Annotated in this window: 15 protein-coding genes and 1 pseudogene; 9 read left to right on the forward strand and 7 right to left on the reverse strand. The window is 64.2% G+C overall.

Features of this window, described 5'->3' with window-relative positions:
* Positions 1-27: 27 nt before the first annotated feature.
* Positions 28-1,384, reverse strand: a pseudogene (locus FPZ08_RS18325) (acetyl-CoA carboxylase biotin carboxylase subunit); the annotation flags it as partial.
* Positions 1,385-1,395: 11 nt separating this feature from the next.
* Positions 1,396-2,928 carry an acyl-CoA carboxylase subunit beta gene (locus FPZ08_RS18330; protein ID WP_146291647.1) on the reverse strand — a complete coding sequence of 511 codons (1,533 nt, stop codon included), beginning with the start codon at positions 2,926-2,928 and terminating at the stop codon, positions 1,396-1,398.
* Between the two features lie 119 nt (positions 2,929-3,047).
* Here FPZ08_RS18330 and FPZ08_RS18335 point away from each other — a divergent pair, with 119 nt between their 5' ends.
* The gene (locus FPZ08_RS18335; protein ID WP_146291649.1) at positions 3,048-4,460 is read left to right on the forward strand and encodes a helix-turn-helix domain-containing protein; all 1,413 of its coding nucleotides are present in this window, start codon (positions 3,048-3,050) and stop codon (positions 4,458-4,460) included.
* A 236-nt stretch (positions 4,461-4,696) separates the two neighbouring features.
* Here the strand turns inward: FPZ08_RS18335 and FPZ08_RS18340 are convergent, their stop codons facing one another.
* A complete protein-coding gene (locus tag FPZ08_RS18340) occupies positions 4,697-5,251 on the reverse strand; it encodes a gamma carbonic anhydrase family protein (protein WP_146291651.1) in 555 nt (184 codons plus the stop codon).
* Between the two features lie 10 nt (positions 5,252-5,261).
* A complete protein-coding gene (locus FPZ08_RS18345) occupies positions 5,262-6,680 on the reverse strand; it encodes a protein adenylyltransferase SelO (RefSeq protein ID WP_146291653.1) in 1,419 nt (472 codons plus the stop codon).
* 87 nt (positions 6,681-6,767) lie between these two features.
* Here FPZ08_RS18345 and FPZ08_RS18350 point away from each other — a divergent pair, with 87 nt between their 5' ends.
* Both FPZ08_RS18350 and FPZ08_RS18355 read left to right on the forward strand, forming a co-directional pair.
* On the forward strand, positions 6,768-7,451 hold the full coding sequence (locus FPZ08_RS18350; protein WP_246132704.1) for an HAD family hydrolase: 684 nt from the start codon (positions 6,768-6,770) through the stop codon (positions 7,449-7,451).
* A 359-nt stretch (positions 7,452-7,810) separates the two neighbouring features.
* On the forward strand, positions 7,811-8,683 hold the full coding sequence (locus tag FPZ08_RS18355) for a cell wall hydrolase (protein ID WP_146291655.1): 873 nt from the start codon (positions 7,811-7,813) through the stop codon (positions 8,681-8,683).
* 711 nt (positions 8,684-9,394) lie between these two features.
* Here FPZ08_RS18355 and pckA read toward each other — a convergent pair.
* Positions 9,395-10,987, reverse strand: coding sequence for a phosphoenolpyruvate carboxykinase (ATP) (gene pckA / locus FPZ08_RS18360; RefSeq protein ID WP_146291658.1), 1,593 nt, complete (start codon positions 10,985-10,987; stop codon positions 9,395-9,397).
* A 250-nt stretch (positions 10,988-11,237) separates the two neighbouring features.
* Here pckA and FPZ08_RS18365 point away from each other — a divergent pair, with 250 nt between their 5' ends.
* From FPZ08_RS18365 to FPZ08_RS18385, 5 genes are all read left to right on the forward strand, one after another.
* Complete coding sequence (locus tag FPZ08_RS18365) at positions 11,238-11,954, forward strand: response regulator transcription factor (RefSeq protein ID WP_146291660.1); 717 nt, start codon at positions 11,238-11,240, stop codon at positions 11,952-11,954.
* An 8-nt stretch (positions 11,955-11,962) separates the two neighbouring features.
* On the forward strand, positions 11,963-13,816 hold the full coding sequence (locus tag FPZ08_RS18370; protein WP_246132705.1) for a stimulus-sensing domain-containing protein: 1,854 nt from the start codon (positions 11,963-11,965) through the stop codon (positions 13,814-13,816).
* 9 nt (positions 13,817-13,825) lie between these two features.
* Positions 13,826-14,296, forward strand: coding sequence for an HPr kinase/phosphorylase (locus FPZ08_RS18375; RefSeq protein WP_146291662.1), 471 nt, complete (start codon positions 13,826-13,828; stop codon positions 14,294-14,296).
* Positions 14,297-14,463: 167 nt separating this feature from the next.
* Positions 14,464-14,865, forward strand: coding sequence for a PTS sugar transporter subunit IIA (locus tag FPZ08_RS18380; protein ID WP_146291664.1), 402 nt, complete (start codon positions 14,464-14,466; stop codon positions 14,863-14,865).
* A gap of 58 nt (positions 14,866-14,923) precedes the next feature.
* Positions 14,924-15,235, forward strand: a complete 312-nt coding sequence (locus FPZ08_RS18385) for an HPr family phosphocarrier protein (protein WP_146291666.1) — start codon at positions 14,924-14,926, stop codon at positions 15,233-15,235.
* A 143-nt stretch (positions 15,236-15,378) separates the two neighbouring features.
* On the opposite strand, the gene FPZ08_RS22070 is transcribed toward FPZ08_RS18385, so the two are convergent.
* Positions 15,379-16,062 carry a hypothetical protein gene (locus tag FPZ08_RS22070; RefSeq protein ID WP_186767074.1) on the reverse strand — a complete coding sequence of 228 codons (684 nt, stop codon included), beginning with the start codon at positions 16,060-16,062 and terminating at the stop codon, positions 15,379-15,381.
* Positions 16,063-16,160: 98 nt separating this feature from the next.
* On the opposite strand from FPZ08_RS22070, the gene FPZ08_RS18395 reads away from it, so the two are divergent.
* Complete coding sequence (locus FPZ08_RS18395) at positions 16,161-16,667, forward strand: DUF2937 family protein (protein WP_146291668.1); 507 nt, start codon at positions 16,161-16,163, stop codon at positions 16,665-16,667.
* Here the strand turns inward: FPZ08_RS18395 and FPZ08_RS18400 are convergent.
* Positions 16,664-17,251, reverse strand: coding sequence for a DUF308 domain-containing protein (locus FPZ08_RS18400; protein WP_146291670.1), 588 nt, complete (start codon positions 17,249-17,251; stop codon positions 16,664-16,666). The two genes, FPZ08_RS18395 and FPZ08_RS18400, sit on opposite strands and share 4 nt — an antisense overlap.
* Positions 17,252-17,288: the final 37 nt, after the last annotated feature.

Below are 17,288 nucleotides of genomic sequence, written 5' to 3' on the forward strand. Positions count from 1 at the left end.
CGAACAGGTGCTGTTCGCCGAGTTCGGCGCCGTGGAAGCCGTCGGGGAATTCCTCGGCAATATAGCCAGTGGTCAGCCGGCCTTCGCGGAAGCGATCCTGTTCCATGACGGCGGAGAGGAAGGGCAGGTTATTGCCGACGCCCTCGACTTCGAAACTGTCGAGCGCCACCGCCATGGCGTCCACGGCTTCGATGCGGGTGGGCGCCCAGGTGCAGAGCTTGGCGATCATGGGGTCGTAGAAGGTGGAGATTTCCCCGCCCTCGAACACGCCTGTATCGTTGCGCACAGTGCCGGTTTCCGCCGGTGGCCTGTAACGGGTGAGTCGACCCGTGGACGGCAGGAAATTGCGATAGGGGTCCTCGGCATAGAGCCGGCTTTCGATGGCCCAGCCATTGCGCTGCACCTGGTCCTGCGTCAATGGCAGCTTTTCGCCATTGGCGACGCGCAGCATGAGTTCCACCAGGTCGAGGCCGGTGATGAGTTCAGTCACCGGATGCTCGACCTGGAGGCGGGTATTCATTTCGAGGAAGTAGAAATTGCGGTCCTTGTCGACGATGAATTCCACCGTGCCGGCGCTTTGGTAGCCGACGGCCTTGGCGAGGGCCACCGACTGTTCGCCCATGGCCTTGCGGGTGGCCTCGTCGAGGAAGGGCGAGGGCGCTTCCTCGATGACCTTCTGGTTGCGGCGCTGGATCGAGCACTCGCGCTCGTTGAGATAGATGGCGTTGCCATGCGCGTCGGCGATGAGCTGGATTTCGATATGGCGTGGCTCGGTGACGAATTTCTCGATGAAGATGCGATCGTCGCCGAAGGATGAGGCGGCTTCGGACTTGGAACGCTCGAAACCCTCGCGCGCTTCGGCATCATTGTGGGCAATGCGCATACCCTTGCCGCCGCCGCCGGCCGAAGCCTTGATCATGACCGGATAGCCGATGGACCGGGCGATGGTGACGGCGTGCTCGGCGTCATCGATCAGCCCCATATGGCCGGGCACGGTGGAGACGCCGGCTTCCGCCGCGATCTTCTTGGATGTGATCTTGTCGCCCATGGCCTCGATGGCCTTGACCGGCGGGCCGACAAAGATGATCCCGGCAGCCTCCAGCGCCTCGGCGAATTTCGGATTTTCCGAGAGGAAGCCATAGCCGGGATGCACAGCCTGCGCGCCGGTCTGCTTGCAGGCGGCAATGATCCTGTCGATCTGGAGATAGGAGTCCTTGGCTGGCGACGGGCCGATATGCACGGCCTCGTCCGCCATGCGGACATGCAGGGCCTCCCGGTCGGCATCGGAATAGACGGCCACTGTGGCAATGCCCATCTTCTGCGCGGTCTTGATGACCCGGCAGGCGATCTCGCCGCGGTTGGCGATGAGGAGTTTGGTGATCATGTCGGCGCTCCTCACAGCGGGATGTTGTCGTGCTTCTTCTTCGGCATGCTCGACGCCTTGTGGCGGAGCGTCGAGAAGGCGCGAATGACACGGCGTCTGGTGCCATGCGGCATGATGACGTCGTCGATGAAGCCGCGTTCGGCAGCGACGAAGGGGTTGGCGAAACGGGCTTCGTAGTCGGCGGTGCGCTGGGCAATTCTGTCCTTGTCGCCCAGTTCCGAGCGATAGAGGATTTCGGTCGCGCCCTTGGCGCCCATGACAGCGATTTCGGCCGACGGCCAGGCATAGTTCACGTCAGCCTTGATATGCTTACTCGCCATTACGTCATAGGCGCCGCCATAGGCCTTGCGGGTGATGACTGTCACCAGCGGCACGGTGGCTTCGGCATAGGCGAAGAGCAGCTTGGCGCCGTGCTTGATGATGCCGCCATATTCCTGCGCCACGCCGGGCAGGAAGCCCGGCACGTCGACAAAGGTCAGGATAGGGATTTCGAAAGAGTCGCAGAAGCGGATGAAGCGGGCGGCTTTCTTGGAGGCGTTGATGTCGAGGCACCCGGCCAGCACCAAAGGCTGGTTGGCGACGACGCCCACCGTGTGGCCGTCCAGGCGGATGAAGCCGCAGAGGATATTGCTGGCATGGTCCTGCTGGATTTGCTGGAATTCGCCCTCGTCGGCGACCTTTTCGATCACCTCGCGCATGTCATAGGGTTTGTTGGCGCTGTCGGGGATGATGGTGTCGAGGCTGTCATCGCGCCGGTCTACCGGGTCATGCGTGGTGAGGCGCGGCGGCTTCTGGCCGGCGGCGAGGGGGAGATAGGCGAACAGGCGGCGGACTTCGAGCAGGGTTTCGATATCATTGTCGAAGGCGGCGTCGGCAACCGAGGAAATTTTCGTATGGGTCGAGGCGCCGCCGAGTTCTTCTTGCGTAACACTTTCATTTGTAACGGTTTTTACGACATCCGGGCCGGTGACGAACATGTAGCTGGTGTCCTTCACCATGTAGATGAAGTCGGTCATGGCGGGGGAATAGACCGCGCCGCCGGCGCAAGGGCCCATGATGACCGAGATTTGCGGCACGGCGCCACTGGCCTGCACATTGCGCCAGAACACGTCGGCATAGCCGCCCAATGAGGCTACGCCCTCCTGGATGCGGGCGCCGCCGCTGTCGTTGAGGCCGATGACCGGGGCGCCATTCTGCATGGCCAGGTCCATGATCTTGCAGATCTTTTTGGCATGGGTTTCGGACAGCGAGCCGCCGAAGACGGTGAAATCCTGGCTGAACACATAGACCAGTCTTCCCTCGATCGTGCCCCAACCGGTGACCACGCCATCGCCGGGAATGATGGTATCGGCCATGTTGAAGTCGGTCGCCCGGTGGGTGACGAACATGTCGTATTCTTCGAACGAACCGGGATCGAGCAGGACATCGAGCCGTTCGCGGGCGGTGAGCTTGCCCTTGCCGTGCTGGGTATCGATGCGTCTTTGCCCGCCACCGAGGCGAGCTTGCATGCGCTTTTCTTCCAGTTCGCCGATGATTTTCTGCATGCTCGCACCCTGTTATCAGGCAGCAGACTAGCGCTTTGCGCCATCTTGCCCAAGACGGGAAAGGGCAAGCGTGTTACAGTCACACAAGATCAGTTTTGTGATTTTGTGGATTTGTGAAGATGGCGGCACGCAAGGTCTTTGCCGGGGCGCGATTGCGGGCTTTGCGCAGCCAGCACAAGCTGACGCAAAGCGAGCTGGCGGCGCGGCTCGATATTTCGGCCTCCTATGTCAACCAGCTCGAATCCAACCAGCGGCCGCTGACCGCTTCGGTGATGCTGGCGCTGGCCGACGGCTTCAATCTCGACCTATCCGAATTAATGACCGATGCGTCCGACCGGCTGGTGGCCGACCTGCGCGAGGCTTTGGCCGATCCGGTGTTTGGCGAGGCTGTGCCGAACCTGCAGGAACTCAAGACCGTCGCCACCAATGCGCCCGATATGGCGCGGGCCATGCTGCAGCTTTACGAGAGCTATCGGAAAACCAATGAGCGGCTGGCCGGGGTGGATGCGGCGCTGACGCGCGATCCGCAATCATCGATGCAGACGGCCTATGAGGAAGTGCGCGACTTCTTCCACTATGCCGATAATTACATCGACCCGCTCGACCGGGCGGCCGAGGCGCTGGCGACGGAACTGGGTGAATTCGGGCCCGACCGGCTGCGGCGGCTCGTCACCTATTGTGCCGAAATGCACAATATCCGCGTGACGCTGACCCCGCCGCTTCAGGGCGACACTATTATCCAGTTCGACCGCGCCAACCGGGACCTGCTGGTCAACAGCCGGCTCGATCCGTCGACGCAGTTCTTCCAGATCGCGGTGACCTTGGCGGGGCTGGAGCAGGCGACCTTGCTGGGGCAATTGCTCGATGGCGCCAGCTTCAAGACGGCGGAGGCGCGCGACATTGCCCGCATGGGGCTGGCCAATTATTTCGCCGGCGCCCTGCAAATGCCCTATGGCGCTTTTCTCGGCGCGGCCGAGGCGCATCGCTATGATATCGAGGAACTGGGCCATCTGTTCGGCGCCAGTCTCGAACAGGTGGCGCATCGCCTCTCCACCATGCAAAGGCCGCGCGAGCGGGGCGTGCCGTTTTTCTTCGCGCGGGTGGATGCGGCAGGGACGATCACCAAGCGCCATTCGGCGACGGCTTTGCAGTTTGCGCGCTTTGGCGGGGCGTGTCCGCTGTGGAATGTGCATCGCGCCTTCGAAGGGCGCGGCGAGATCATCAGGCAACTGGCCGAGACGCCTGACGGCAACCGCTATCTGTGCCTCGCCTGGTCCTCCGAGAAGCGCTCGGGCGGGTATCACGGCACGACGCGGCGCTATGCCTATGCTTTGGGTTGCGAGGTGAGCCATGCCGGGCGGACGGTTTATGGTGCGGATGTGGACCTGACCCACGCCGCGTTCGACCCGATCGGGATTTCCTGCCGCATCTGCGAGCGGCGCACCTGCCCGCAACGCTCGGTGCCGCCGCTGGCGGCGGCGATCAGCGTGCCCGCGGATCGGCGGAGCATTGTGCCGTATGAGATTGGGTGAGGCGCTACAGTCTCGCCAATGTCATCCCGGCCTTGAGCCGGGACCCAGCCTGAGATGGCACCGTAGCCGCAAGGTGAACCATTCTGCCACCGGACCAAGTCTTGTCATCTCAGGATGGATCCCCGCTTTCGCGGGGATGACACGGTGGTTGGGGCGTGCACCGGGCCTCCACTCGCTCGCCCCCGTGGTTCGACAGGCTCACCATGAGGGCTTTGAGAGAGCGGTGCCAGGCCGTGTCAGGCAGGCTCGAAATCGCTTGGCCTGGCCGTGACATCCACCATGCCGGCGGCGAAGCGCCTGGCGTTTTTCACGTAGCGGTCGGCTGAGGCGGCCAGGGCTTTGACGCCCTCTTCGTCGATTTCGCGGATGACCTTGCCGGGCGCGCCGACGACCATGGAATTTTCGGGGATCACCTTGTTTTCGGTGATGAGGGCATTGGCGCCGATCAGGCAGTTCTTGCCGATTTTCGCGCCGTTGAGCACGGTGGCGCCCATGCCGATCAGCGTATTGTCGCCAATGGTGCAGCCATGCACGATGGCGGAATGGCCGATGGTGCAGTTTTCCCCGATGCTCAGGGGATAGCCCTTGTCGGTGTGGAGGACCGTATTTTCCTGCACATTGGTGCGGGCGCCGATGGTGATGCGCTCGATATCGCCGCGGGCGACCACGCCGAACCAGATGCCGGCCTCGGCGCCGACCACGATATCGCCGACCAGGACGGCAGTGGGCGCGATCCAGCCGATATCGGGGTCGATCTGCGGGGCGATGCCGTCAAGGGCGTAGATGGGCATGGAGGCCTCCTCAGGGAATGATGCCATAGGCATCGCGCATCTCGGCGATTTCCGCCAGCGTACTTTCGAACAGGCCCCAATCGTCGGCTGCGGCAATGGGTGCCCAGACCGCTTCCATCTCCTCGATCAGCATGGTGCGCGGCCGGGGCCGGGCGAAATAGGGGTGATCGAGATTGACGTCACCGGCCGGGGCGTAGCGTTCCAGGCCGTCGGCGACGGCGCGGAAGGCTTCGCTGGCATAGAGTTCCGCCGATGGGCTGCGCGCGGCGCGTTCGGCGCTGAGACTGCCGCCGCGCCAGTCGAAGAAGAATTGTTCATAGGGCGCCTTGCTGGCGGAAAGGAAGCCGAACAGCTCGGTGACGAAGGCGCCATCGCTTTCGGTGTCATCAGGCTTGAGACCGAGGCGAGCCAGCAATTGGCGGGGCAGTTCGGTGCGGAAGGCGGGCCAGACGGTGTTGAGCGCCGGCTCCAGCTTTTCGATGCTGGAGAGGGGCAGCAGGCATTCGGCGAGGCGGGTGAGGTTCCAGGCCAGCGTATCGGGCTGGCGGCCGAAGCTATAGAGGCCGGTTTCGTCGAAATAGGCGGCGGTGAAATCGGGATCGTAGACCGGCAGGAACCGCCACGGGCCGTAGTCGAAGCTTTCGCCGGTAATGTTGATATTGTCGGTATTGAGCACGCCATGCACGAAGCCGGCGGCGATCCATTGCGCACCGAGACGGGCGACCTTGGCCACGACGGCTTCGAGGAAGGCGGCGGGCTTGTCGGGCGCCTCGGCCAGATCGGGATAGTAATTGGCGATGGCGTAATCGAGCAGTTGGGTGAGCCCTTTGGTATCTTCGAGATAGGCCAGGCGTTGGAAGGTGCCGATGCGGATATGGCTGTGGCTGAGCCGGACCAGTACCGATGATCTAGTGGGCGAGGGCTCGTCGCCGCGATAGAGATCTTCGCCGGTTTCGATCAGCGAAAAGCTCTTGGAGGTATAGACGCCCAGCGCCTCGAGCATTTCGGTCGCCAGCACTTCGCGCACGCCGCCCTTGAGCGTCAGCCGCCCATCGCCGCCGCGCGACCATGGCGTCGTGCCGCTTCCCTTGGTGCCGAAATCCATAAGGCGCCCATCGGACAGATCGTAGCCCTGCGCGAAGAGAAAGCCGCGCCCGTCGCCCAGATCGGCATTGTAGCTGCGGAACTGGTGGCCGTGATAGCGCAGCGCCAGGGGTTGCGGCAGCGAGCCGGGCAGGGGCGTAAAGCGGCCGAAATGGGCGAGCCATTCTGCGTCACTGAGATCGGCCAGCCCCATGCGCGTGGCCCAGCGCTGGTCGCGGTGGCGCAATATGGTCTGCGGGAAAATGGCCGGCGCAACGCGATCGAAGAAGGCGTCGCCGAGCATTTCGTGGTTGCGGGCGGGCTGGAAGCGGGTCATGGCGGCCATCATAGGTCATCTGCTGCGTCACTGCGCAACCCAGCCTTTCGCTGCCCCGCCTAGCGCCCAAGCGCAAATCGCCCTATATCGAGCGAGATGAAATCCCACAGCGACATCCTGCGCCTCGCGCCGTTCCAGGCCGTCATCTTCGATATGGACGGCACCCTGCTCGACACAGAAAGCGTCTTCAAGACCATCGTTTTCGAGGTCTGCACCGAGCTCGGCTTCGAGATGACCGATGCGGTGCATATGTCCATGGTCGGCGGCAGCCACGAGCGGACCAGCCAGTTGCTGATCGAAGCCTATGGCGTGACCTTTCCCTATTCCCTGTTCGACGAGCGCTGCCGGGTGATCATGCGCGAGCGCAGCCATGCCGGCGTGCCGGTCAAGCCCGGCGCCCGCGAATTTATTTCCGATCTGCGCGAGCGCGGCATTCCCACGGCGGTGGCGACCTCGTCGCGCAATCCCCATGCCACCCATCACCTGGGCGCGGCCGGCCTGCTCGATCTGTTCGAGACCGTGGTGACCCGCGACGATGTGGTCAATCCCAAGCCCCATCCCGAGCCCTACCTGACGGCGGCGCGGCGGCTGGGAATCGATCCGCTGCATTGCCTGGCGCTGGAGGACAGCAATGCCGGCGTGCGCGCCGCCCATGCCGCCGGCATGCAGACCATCATGGTGCCCGACCTGGTCTATCCGGACGAGGCCATTCGCGCATTGGGCATCGCGGTGATGGAAAGCCTCGACCATGTGCGGCTGGCCGCGTTCGACAAACGCTAGCCCGCTTTCCCTCCCCGCCGGGCTTCCCCGCCACACATCCACAGCAAAGCGCTGGCTTGCGGCACCGTTCCGTAAACTTTTAGCCATTGCCGAAAGTGCCCTTTCACCAAGGGGCAAGTCCTTCAATTTACAGGGTTTTCATTCGCCGCTCCCTAGGTTAACCCTAACTTAAGAAGCTAACCGGCATAGTTAACCAGCCGTAAATTTCGACTTCCATCGCCTTGTAACCTTGGTTAGGGTGCCGGCCGGGAAGTGACGAGGGTCCGCAATGACGGGCCCGAACGAAGGCCCGCCGGATATGGCTGGACGGGCTCAGGGGTAAGGACGGGGCATTGGGGCAGAGCTGGCAGAAGATTGCTGTGCGTGCGGTTTCGCATGTGCTTGCCCTGGGCGCGGTTGCGCTCGTTCTGTTCGTGACGCTCGTGCCTGCCCATGCCGAAACCATCCGTGTCGCCGATGTGACCCCGCTGCCGGTGCCGGCCGATCTGATCGCCCTGCGCGCCCAGCCTGCCATCGGGCCGACCATGGTGCCGCTGGCCCCGGGCCAGCAGCCGCTGACGCCGGCCCTGCTCGCCAATTATGTGGAACGCCAGAAGGCGCTGCGCGCTGTCAACGTGCTCGGCAACGAGGCCGGTGGCGAACTGACCTCCGATGTGCTGATGGGCTATATCGCCCGCGGGTCGCTCGGCGGTAACAGCGCCGTTTCGGCCATTGCCAGCTTTACCAGCCCAACCGCCCGGCCCGAGCCGGCGCTGAACCCGGCAGCGCTCGCCGCCTATATCGAAAATGGCTACCAGCCGCTCGCCCAGCGTCTCGAGCATGCCAATGCCGAGCGCGATTGCCTGGCCCAGGCCATCTATCACGAAGCGCGCGGCGAAAGCGAAGTGGGCCAGCTCGCGGTGGCCAATGTCATCGTCAACCGCGCCCGCTCCGGCAAATTCCCGTCCACGCTGTGCGGCGTCATCTACCAGAATGCCGACAAGGGCTATCACCGCTGCCAGTTCACCTTCGCCTGCGACGGCCGCACCGATGCGCCGGGCGAACGCCGTGCCTGGGCTCGCTCGGCCGCGCTGGCTGAGAATGTCTATGCCGAATTCGCCCTTGGCGAAGCCGTGGGCGCCGTGCCCGGCTCGGCGCTCTACTACCACACGACCAATGTGAGCCCGTCCTGGTCGCACACCTATAACGCCGTCGCCCAGATCGGCTCGCACATCTTCTATTCGCCCAACTGAGGGCGGCTCCCTGATTTCCGGCATGCCGAAGCGCCGCCTCGGCTCGCGCCTCGCGGTGTCATGCCAGGATGGCGGTAGGCGGACCCTGAGACGGCTGACGCCCCTGAGTAAATTAAAAACTGAGACGCTCGCCGCCTCGGGGTGCCGGTTTTTGGAACTGTACGGGGGTCGCGCACACGCTTCCGCCCGGACTCGAACCTGTGGGAGAGGCAAAGCCCCCCCACCCGGCTCACCCCGCCACTGTTCGCCTGCAGGCCGCCGCGCGGGGTGATGGGGAGATCATACGGGCCGTTTTGGGGACGGGGATAAGATGGATAAGGTTGTGCGTGTGACTACCCCCACCCTCATTCCCTCCCCACAAGGGGGAGGGAAGCCTGCTCCGTTACTGCGGAGGCATCGAGTGACGCTCGGAATGCAGTCATGCGCCTCCCTCCCCCTTGTGGGGAGGGAATGAGGGTGGGGGTGTTTGGTCCCGATATCCGGGCTGCCGACACCCAATCCCAACCTCCCCATCAAGGGGGAGGTGCGCTCCGTGGGCGGGGGAGAAATCGCACCGACTCCGACCTGACCCAGCTTGCGGTCGTGGCATGATCTCGGGATGGATTCCGGCTCAAGGTCGGGATGATATCGGGGGCGGGATGGGGCCATGCCACACCACACAAACAAAAAGGGCGCCCGGTGGGGCGCCCTTGGCGTCTCGGGAGGAGACGGTTACTCGGCGGCTTGCGCCAGGCGCGGGCCGGGTTCGGCATTGGCTTCGGTGCCGAATTTCTCGAAATTGCGGCGGAACAGGCCGGCCAGATGCAGGGCCTGGTTGTCATAGGCCTCGGCATCGGTCCAGGTGAGGCGCGGGGTCAAGAGGCGCGTTTCGACGCCGGGGACCGAGAGCGGCACGGCAAAGCCGAACAACTCGTCTTCGCGCATTTCGACAGTGTCGAGGCTACCATCGAGCGCCGCGGTCAGCAGGCGCCTTGTCGAGGCGATGTCGATGCGCTTGCCCACGCCATGCCCACCGCCGGTCCAGCCGGTATTGAGCAGCCAGGTCGCCGCGCCGGTCGCACGCAGCTTTTCGGCCAGCATGTCGCCATAGACGGTGGGATGCAGCGGCATGAAGGGCGCGCCGAAACAGGCCGAGAAGGTGGCCTGCGGCTCGGTGACGCCGCGCTCGGTGCCGGCCACCTTGGCGGTGTAGCCCGAAAGGAAGTGATAGACGGCCTGTTCCGGCGTCAGCCGGGCAATCGGCGGCAGCACGCCGAAGGCATCGGCGGTGAGGAACACCACGGTTTTGGGCGTGCCGCCCACGCTGCCCTTGGCAATGGCCGGCAACACATGGATCGGATAGGCGGCGCGGGTATTTTCGGTGAGCGAGATGTCATCGAAATCGGGCGTCCGATCTTCTTCGAGCACCACATTTTCCAGCACCGTGCCGAACCGTTTGGTGGCGGCGAAGATTTCCGGTTCCGCGCTGGGGCTGAGCTTGACCGTCTTGGCATAGCACCCGCCTTCGAGATTGAAGACGCCGTCTTCGCTCCAGCCATGCTCGTCATCGCCGATCAGGGGGCGATCGGGATCGTTGCTGAGCGTGGTCTTGCCGGTGCCCGACAGGCCGAAGAACAGGGCCGCTTCGCCATCCTTGCCCAGATTGGCCGAGCAATGCATGGGCAGCACGCCCTGGCGCGGGGCGTGGAAGTTGAACAGCGAGAACACCGATTTCTTGATCTCGCCGGCATAGGACGTGCCGGCGATAACCACGATATTGCGGCTCATGTCGAGCGCGATCACCGTCTCGGTGCGGCTGCCATGGCGCGCCGGATCGGCCCGGAAATGGGGGGCATGCACGATGGTGACCTGGGTCGGATTGGCGCCGGCCTCGACCATCTCGCCGGGGCGGATGAGCAGGTTGCGGATGAACAGAGCGTGCCAGGCGCTGGGGGTCATGACGGTAACGGCATATTGGTGGCGCGGGTCGGCGCCGGCCAGCAGATCCTGCCGCAGCACGCTATGCCCGCCCAGCGCGGCGACGGCGTCGGCCAGCAACGTGTCGAAATGTGCAGGGCTCATGGCGCCCGAATTATCCCACCAGACGGTGTTTTCCGTCAGGTTGTCGCGAACGATGAACTTGTCCTTGGGCGAACGGCCGGTAAAGGCGCCTGTGCGCACCGAGACGGCGCCATCGACCGTCAGCTCGGATTCCTCGCCCTGCAGCGACCGTGCAACCAGCACGGGGGCAATATCGTTTGCTGACACCGAGCCGGCCCGGCCGGCAATCTGGCTCCTGAGCGCTTCGTGGTCGAACAAGGTCATCTGGCGTATGCTCCGTCGTCGTCGGTGACATGGGCGCCACCTGCTAATGGAGCTGAAAATACGGGGTGAACTCGTCGTACAACCATCCCGAAATCGGTCTTAAGACGGAAGTTGCATCGCGCCGGAAGGTCGCACCACCGGTTGTGCTTCCCTTGGCCACGCCTTATTTAACGCGTAATTGTCGCCTGCAAGCAGGGTTCACGGCCAATACAGCCGATGCCTGCAAGCGTCCGAACAAGAAAGGCAGACCATGCCAAAGATCGCCCTGGTGGATGACGACCGCAATATCCTGACCTCAGTGTCCCTGACGCTGGAGGCTGAGGGTTACCAGGTCGCCACCTATACCGACGGGGCCTCGGGCCTCGAAGGCCTCACCACCGACAAGCCGGACCTGGCCATTCTCGATATCAAGATGCCCCGCATGGACGGCATGGAATTGCTGCGCCGCCTGCGCCAGAAATCCGACGTGCCGGTGATCTTCCTCACCTCCAAGGACGAGGAAATCGACGAGTTGTTCGGCCTCAAGATGGGGGCCGACGATTTCATCACCAAGCCGTTCAGCCAGCGCCTGCTGGTCGAGCGGGTCAAGGCCATCCTGCGCCGCGCCGCGCCGCGCGATCCGTCGGCTCCGGCCGGCTCCGGGGGCGAACCGGGCACCGGCAAGGCGCTGATCGAGCGCGGTTCGCTGGTCATGGACGAGGAACGCCATACCTGCACCTGGAAGGGCCAGCGCGTGACCCTGACCGTCACCGAATTCCTGATCCTGCAGGCGCTCGCTCTGCGGCCCGGCGTCGTCAAGTCGCGCAATGCCCTGATGGACGCGGCCTATGACGACCAAGTCTATGTCGATGATCGCACCATAGACAGCCACATCAAGCGGCTGCGCAAGAAGTTCAAGGCGACCGACGACGATTTCGAGATGATCGAGACGCTGTATGGCGTCGGCTATCGCTTCAAGGAGCAGTAGGCACGACAGTGGCCATTCTCGACCGGGAGACCGAGCCCAGGCCCGACGAAAAACCCGACGCGGCGCAGGAATGGCGCGCGCCGGGACCGGAGGAGTTTGCCGCGTCGCCCGGATCGGACGAGAGTGTTGCCAAAGCCACGCCCCGCCGCAAGCGCAGTCGCTGGCGACTGGTGGTCACGCCCTTTGCCAAGGTCGTCGGGGCGATTTTCCGCTTTCTCGACTTCACCATCTTTTCCAGCCTCACCCGCCGCATCATGGTGCTCAACCTGGTGGGTTTGCTGGTACTGGTGGTGGGCATTCTGTACCTCAACCAGTGGCGGGCCGGCCTGATCGACGCGCGGGTGCAATCCTTGCGCGTGCAGGGCGAAATCATCGCCGCGGCCATTGCCGCCTCGGCCACGGTCGATAGCGACGTGATCTCGATCAACCCCGAGCGGCTGCTGCAATTGCAGGGCGACGGCACGGTCTCTTCGCTGTCCTACTTCGACCCGATGCTGGAATTCCCCATCAATCCGGAACGGGTGGCGCCGCTGCTGCGCAACCTGATCACCCCGACCCGCACCCGCGCCCGCATCTATGACCAAGGCGGGCTGCTGATCCTCGACAGCGACAATATCTATGCGCGCGGCGAGGTGATGCGGCAGATCATCGAGACCAAGCAGAGCGACAATTTCTTCCTGTGGGACTGGTGGAACGCCATTCTCAACTGGGTGCCGGGCGATAATTTTCCCAAATACCAGGAATATGGCGTCGATGAAGGCAGCCGCTATCCCGAAGTGGCCTCGGCGCTGTCAGGCGCACCGGCCGATTTCGTGCGCGTCGACGGGCAGAACCAGCTTGTCGTCTCGGTGGCCGTGCCAGTGCAGCGCCTGCGCGCCACGGTTGGCGCCATCCTGCTGTCGACCGCGCCGGGCGACATCGATTCCGTGGTGGCGCAGGAGCGCTGGAGCATTCTGCGCATCGCGCTGATCGCCGCGGCGGTGCAGATCGCGCTGTCGCTGGCTTTGGCCGGCACCATTGCCGGGCCGATGCGGCGCCTGTCGGCGGCAGCCGAGCGGGTGCAGACCGCCGGCAATGCCCGCGCCGAAATCCCCGATTTTTCCGACCGGCCCGACGAGATCGGCCATCTGAGCGGGGCTTTGCGGCGCATGACCGACGCGCTTTACAACCGCATCGAGGCCATCGAGCGCTTCGCCGCCGACGTGGCCCACGAGCTCAAGAACCCGCTGACCAGCCTGCGATCGGCCGTGGAAACCCTGCCGCTGGCCAAGCGTCCGGAAGATCGCGAACGGCTCAACGCCATCATCCAGCATGACGTGAAGCGCCTCGACCGGTTGATAACAGACATTTCCAGCGCCAGCCGGCTCGATGCCGAACTGGCCCGCGAAAGCTCGGAACGGGTCGATGTGGAAAAGCTGGCCGAAGCCATGGTGTCGATCCAGGAGGATGTGGCCCAGGGGCGCGGTGTTACGGTGGAAATGGTCAAGCGCAGTGGCCGCGGGCCGGCCATCGTCAATGGCCATGAAAGCCGGCTGGCGCAGGTCTTCGCCAATCTCATCGACAATGCGGTGAGCTTCTCGCCCGAGGGCGGGGTGGTGCGCGTGGCGCTGACGACGGACCCCGAGAATATTACCGCGACGGTCACCGACGAGGGGCGCGGCATTACCGGCGATGTCGGCAAGATCTTCCAGCGCTTCTATACCGACCGCCCCGATACCGAGAGTTTCGGCGACCATTCGGGGCTGGGCCTCTCCATCTCCAAGCAGATCGTGGATGCCCATAAAGGCACGATCCGTGCCGAGAACCGCACCGACCGCTCCGGGGCCGTGTTCACGATTGTGTTGCCGCGCGCCCGCAAATAGATTGCGTTTATGAGCAAGCCTAAAAACGTGCATGGCACGGGTCTGTTGCTGGGATCGACCGGCCTGTTGCTGCGCGGTCCCTCGGGCGCCGGCAAATCGGTGCTGGCATTGTCGCTGCTGGACCGCTGGGAGGGACGCGACCTGCCCGCTTTCCTCGTTTCCGATGACCGGGTCGACCTGGTGCAGACTGGGCGCGATCTCAGCATGAAGGCGCCCGAAACCCTGGCGGGACTGATCGAATTGCGCGGCCGCGGCATCGTCAAGCGCCCGCATAGGAGCCTGGTGACGCTGAACCTAGTCATCGACCTGGTTCCGGACCTGGTGCGCATGTTGGAAGAGGACGCCATGGTCACCGAAATCGCCGGATGCACACTGGCCCGCGCGCCGGTGCCGGCGGCCGATGTGATCGGCGTCAACCACCAGATGCTGCTGGTTCTCGAAGCCATTGCCGCCCTCGATACCGAGACGGTTGCCCCGTGACAAAAAACAACTTGAATCGCTGCCCGTCCAAGCCGAGACTGGCCTCTACTCGTCCTTCTGGGCCGGGTTCGGGTTCGCCTGTTCGCCAGGCGAACGGGGGGGCAGGAATTACTGGAATGTCGTAAGCACCGCTCTGCCGGTGCAAGCTGGCAGGCTGGGGACGTTGCATGATTGGTCTGGTTCTGGTGACGCATGGCGCGCTTGCCAATGAATTCAAGTCGGCTCTCGAACACGTGGTGGGGCCGCAGGACCGCTGCGAAACCATCGCCATCGGTCCCGATGACAATATGGAAAGCCGGCGCAACGACATCCTTGCCGCCATCGACAAGGTGGACGATGGCGCCGGGGTTATCATCCTCACCGACATGTTCGGCGGCACGCCGTCGAACCTGGCCATTTCAGTGATGCAGAATCGCGATGTCGAGGTGATTGCCGGGGTAAACCTGCCCATGCTGGTCAAGCTCGGCCGCGTGCGCGCCGACATGGACATCAAGGATGCGGTGAACCTGGCCCAGGAAGCGGGCCGCAAATACATCACCGTCGCCAATTCCATCCTGGGAGCCGGCTGAGCATGGCCCTGAAAAGTGCGGCGCGGTTTTCAGATCAGGCCATGCGGAGCGACCGGTAATGGACGCGGCCGCAGGAGGCGACCGGGCTGTCGCGCAGCAATTGACCATCGTCAACACCAAGGGCCTGCATGCCCGCGCCTCGGCGCGCTTCGTGCGCACGGCCGAATGTTTCGACGCCACCATCAACGTCATCAAGGACGGCAGCTCGGTCAACGGCAACTCGATCATGGGCCTGATGATGCTGGGCGCCGGCCCGGGTTCGACCATCCTCGTGCAGGCCAGCGGCAAACAGGCTCGCGAGGCGCTGGAGGCCATCGTGGAGCTGGTGAATAACGGCTTTGACGAGGACGTCGAGGGGACGGCGGGTTAGCTGCTTAGGCGGCTGGCCGGGCCTTTGCTTTTCACCGGCCGTCACCCTCGGGCTTGACCCGAGGGCTCTTTACTTGCTGAGCGTTCGGTAAGTGCAACGCCCTCGGGTCAAGCCCGAGGGTGACGGCCGGTGGCAAGCGTCCCTCAGTTCCCGTCCTCGTCCCGGCGCATGCCGCCGCCCATGCCCATGCCCATGCCGCCGCCCCCGGCGCCACCACCACCGCCGCCACCACCTGACCCACCGCCCTCACCTTTGCCGCGGCCGCCGCCGCCGCTTTGCGGGCGGGTGGGGCCTTGCAGGGGGATGGTGACGTCGGTGGGGATGGGGTCGAGGTCGAGTGCCTTGCGGATGAAGTCGCGCAGCAGCACGACCAGTTCGGCGGTGTGGACGGGTTTGCCAGCCGCCAGGTCGCTGGCGGCCTGGGCGGCGAGCCGGACCTGTTCCTGCGTGCCGAGCAGCACGATGTCGGACAGGGCCGCTTCCACCGCGTCACGGATGCGGCGGGCCCGGTCCGATCCGCTCTCGCGACTGGGCGCGGCCGGTTCGTCGGCGGCTTCGGGGTCGATCGGATCCGGCGGGGCGACCCTCAGGTCGTGCAGATGTGCCGGATTGACGGTGAGGCGGCCGGTGAACGAACCGCCCAGCGTCTTGTAGGCCGCTATCAGCGCGCGCAGGCGCTCGTTGATCTGCCGGTTCATGCGCTGCTGCCGCTGCTGGATGGTCAGCATCATGACGATGCGGATACCCACCCCGATCAGGGTGAACATGGCAAGGCCGAGCACCGTGGCCAGGATGCCCTGCCAGGAACTGAAGTCGAAATAACGCACGGCGATCTCCGAACGGTGGTGGAAAGAGGATAGTACCGAACCCGGTTGCGGAACACTCTTTCCTCTCCCACATTGACCCTGCGAGGCGGAGGACAGGCATGCGGCGGATGATTGCCGGGATCGGCGGGTTGGGACTGGCGCTCGTGCTGAGCCAGTTTCCCGAATATGCCCAGCAATATACCCAGCGCCTGGGCGGGGCGGTGGATGAGCTGCGGGTCATCACCGAGGATTTCGATCGCGCCGCCGCCGCGGGCGGGCTGGACCGGCCCGCGGCGCTGGCGCGTTATGAAGCGTCCAATGACAGTTTTCTCGCCGGCCGCGGCACGTCAATGTCCGCCACCTTCCAACGCTATGACCAGCTCAGCGCCACGCTGACCCGCATCGAACATGCCGATGCGGTCGAGCGGCTGCAATCCTTGCCCGCCTATCTCGATACCGATATCGGCCGGCGTACGCTCGAAAGCTACAAGCCGGCCGTGCCTGTCACCATGGAAGGCATTCTCTATGCCGGGGGTGGGTTCATCCTCGGCTATCTGGTGCTGTCGGGCCTGTGGCGCTTCGTGACACTGCCGTTCACGCGGAAGCGGCGGGTGGTTTACCGCTAGGCGCCTTGCGCTTCGCCGACCCCGTGTTTGCTTTGGCGCACGATCAGCCATAGCGCCGAAACGAGGAAGTAGACGGCGCCGAAACCGGCATAGCCGGCGATCACGGGGAGCACGGCCGGCACGGCCTGCTGCGCCTGGAAGACGAAGAAGGCGCCGGCCAGCGCCGATTGACCGCCGCTCAGGACCATCGCCCATTGCGCGCCCGCCTTCCAGCGGCGGATCGCCGTCGCCAGCTGCAGCAGGCCCGACAGGACGGCCCAGACCCCGAAGACCGCAAGGACGGCGCTCAGCCCCATTTGCAGAGCCGCGAGCACGGCCAGGGCGGTAGCCGAGCTGACGAAGACGTTGATCGCCTGTATGCGGTTGCCGGCCAATCCCCCGTTCCCCAGGGCATCGACATAATTGGCCGCAGCATCCCAGAGCGGGTAGATCACCAGCAGGATGGCGCCGAGAACGAAAGATTGCTGGCCGAGCGTAAGAGCAGCGGCCACCCAGACTGCCGAGAACGCCGCACGGTAGAGGTAATATTGCTTGAGCCAGCGTGCCCCGGTGGATCGGGCGGTATTTGCAGCAATGGAAGACATCGGGTTTGTTCCTATCTACTAATTGGTAGGGGTAAAG

The sequence above is a fragment of the Devosia ginsengisoli genome, assembly GCF_007859655.1.
In the GTDB taxonomy this organism is placed as follows: domain Bacteria; phylum Pseudomonadota; class Alphaproteobacteria; order Rhizobiales; family Devosiaceae; genus Devosia; species Devosia ginsengisoli.

What these genes read in the sequence shown, in the direction of transcription:
- FPZ08_RS18330 (WP_146291647.1), bottom strand. Translation starts at nt 2,928, where the DNA reads ATGCAGAAAATCATCGGCGAACTGGAAGAAAAGCGCATGCAAGCTCGC.
- FPZ08_RS18335 (WP_146291649.1), top strand. Translation starts at nt 3,048, where the DNA reads ATGGCGGCACGCAAGGTCTTTGCCGGGGCGCGATTGCGGGCTTTGCGC.
- FPZ08_RS18340 (WP_146291651.1), bottom strand. Translation starts at nt 5,251, where the DNA reads ATGCCCATCTACGCCCTTGACGGCATCGCCCCGCAGATCGACCCCGAT.
- FPZ08_RS18345 (WP_146291653.1), bottom strand. Translation starts at nt 6,680, where the DNA reads ATGGCCGCCATGACCCGCTTCCAGCCCGCCCGCAACCACGAAATGCTC.
- FPZ08_RS18350 (WP_246132704.1), top strand. Translation starts at nt 6,768, where the DNA reads ATGAAATCCCACAGCGACATCCTGCGCCTCGCGCCGTTCCAGGCCGTC.
- pckA (WP_146291658.1), bottom strand. Translation starts at nt 10,987, where the DNA reads ATGACCTTGTTCGACCACGAAGCGCTCAGGAGCCAGATTGCCGGCCGG.
- FPZ08_RS18365 (WP_146291660.1), top strand. Translation starts at nt 11,238, where the DNA reads ATGCCAAAGATCGCCCTGGTGGATGACGACCGCAATATCCTGACCTCA.
- FPZ08_RS18375 (WP_146291662.1), top strand. Translation starts at nt 13,826, where the DNA reads ATGAGCAAGCCTAAAAACGTGCATGGCACGGGTCTGTTGCTGGGATCG.
- FPZ08_RS18380 (WP_146291664.1), top strand. Translation starts at nt 14,464, where the DNA reads ATGATTGGTCTGGTTCTGGTGACGCATGGCGCGCTTGCCAATGAATTC.
- FPZ08_RS18385 (WP_146291666.1), top strand. Translation starts at nt 14,924, where the DNA reads ATGGACGCGGCCGCAGGAGGCGACCGGGCTGTCGCGCAGCAATTGACC.
- FPZ08_RS18395 (WP_146291668.1), top strand. Translation starts at nt 16,161, where the DNA reads ATGCGGCGGATGATTGCCGGGATCGGCGGGTTGGGACTGGCGCTCGTG.
- FPZ08_RS18400 (WP_146291670.1), bottom strand. Translation starts at nt 17,251, where the DNA reads ATGTCTTCCATTGCTGCAAATACCGCCCGATCCACCGGGGCACGCTGG.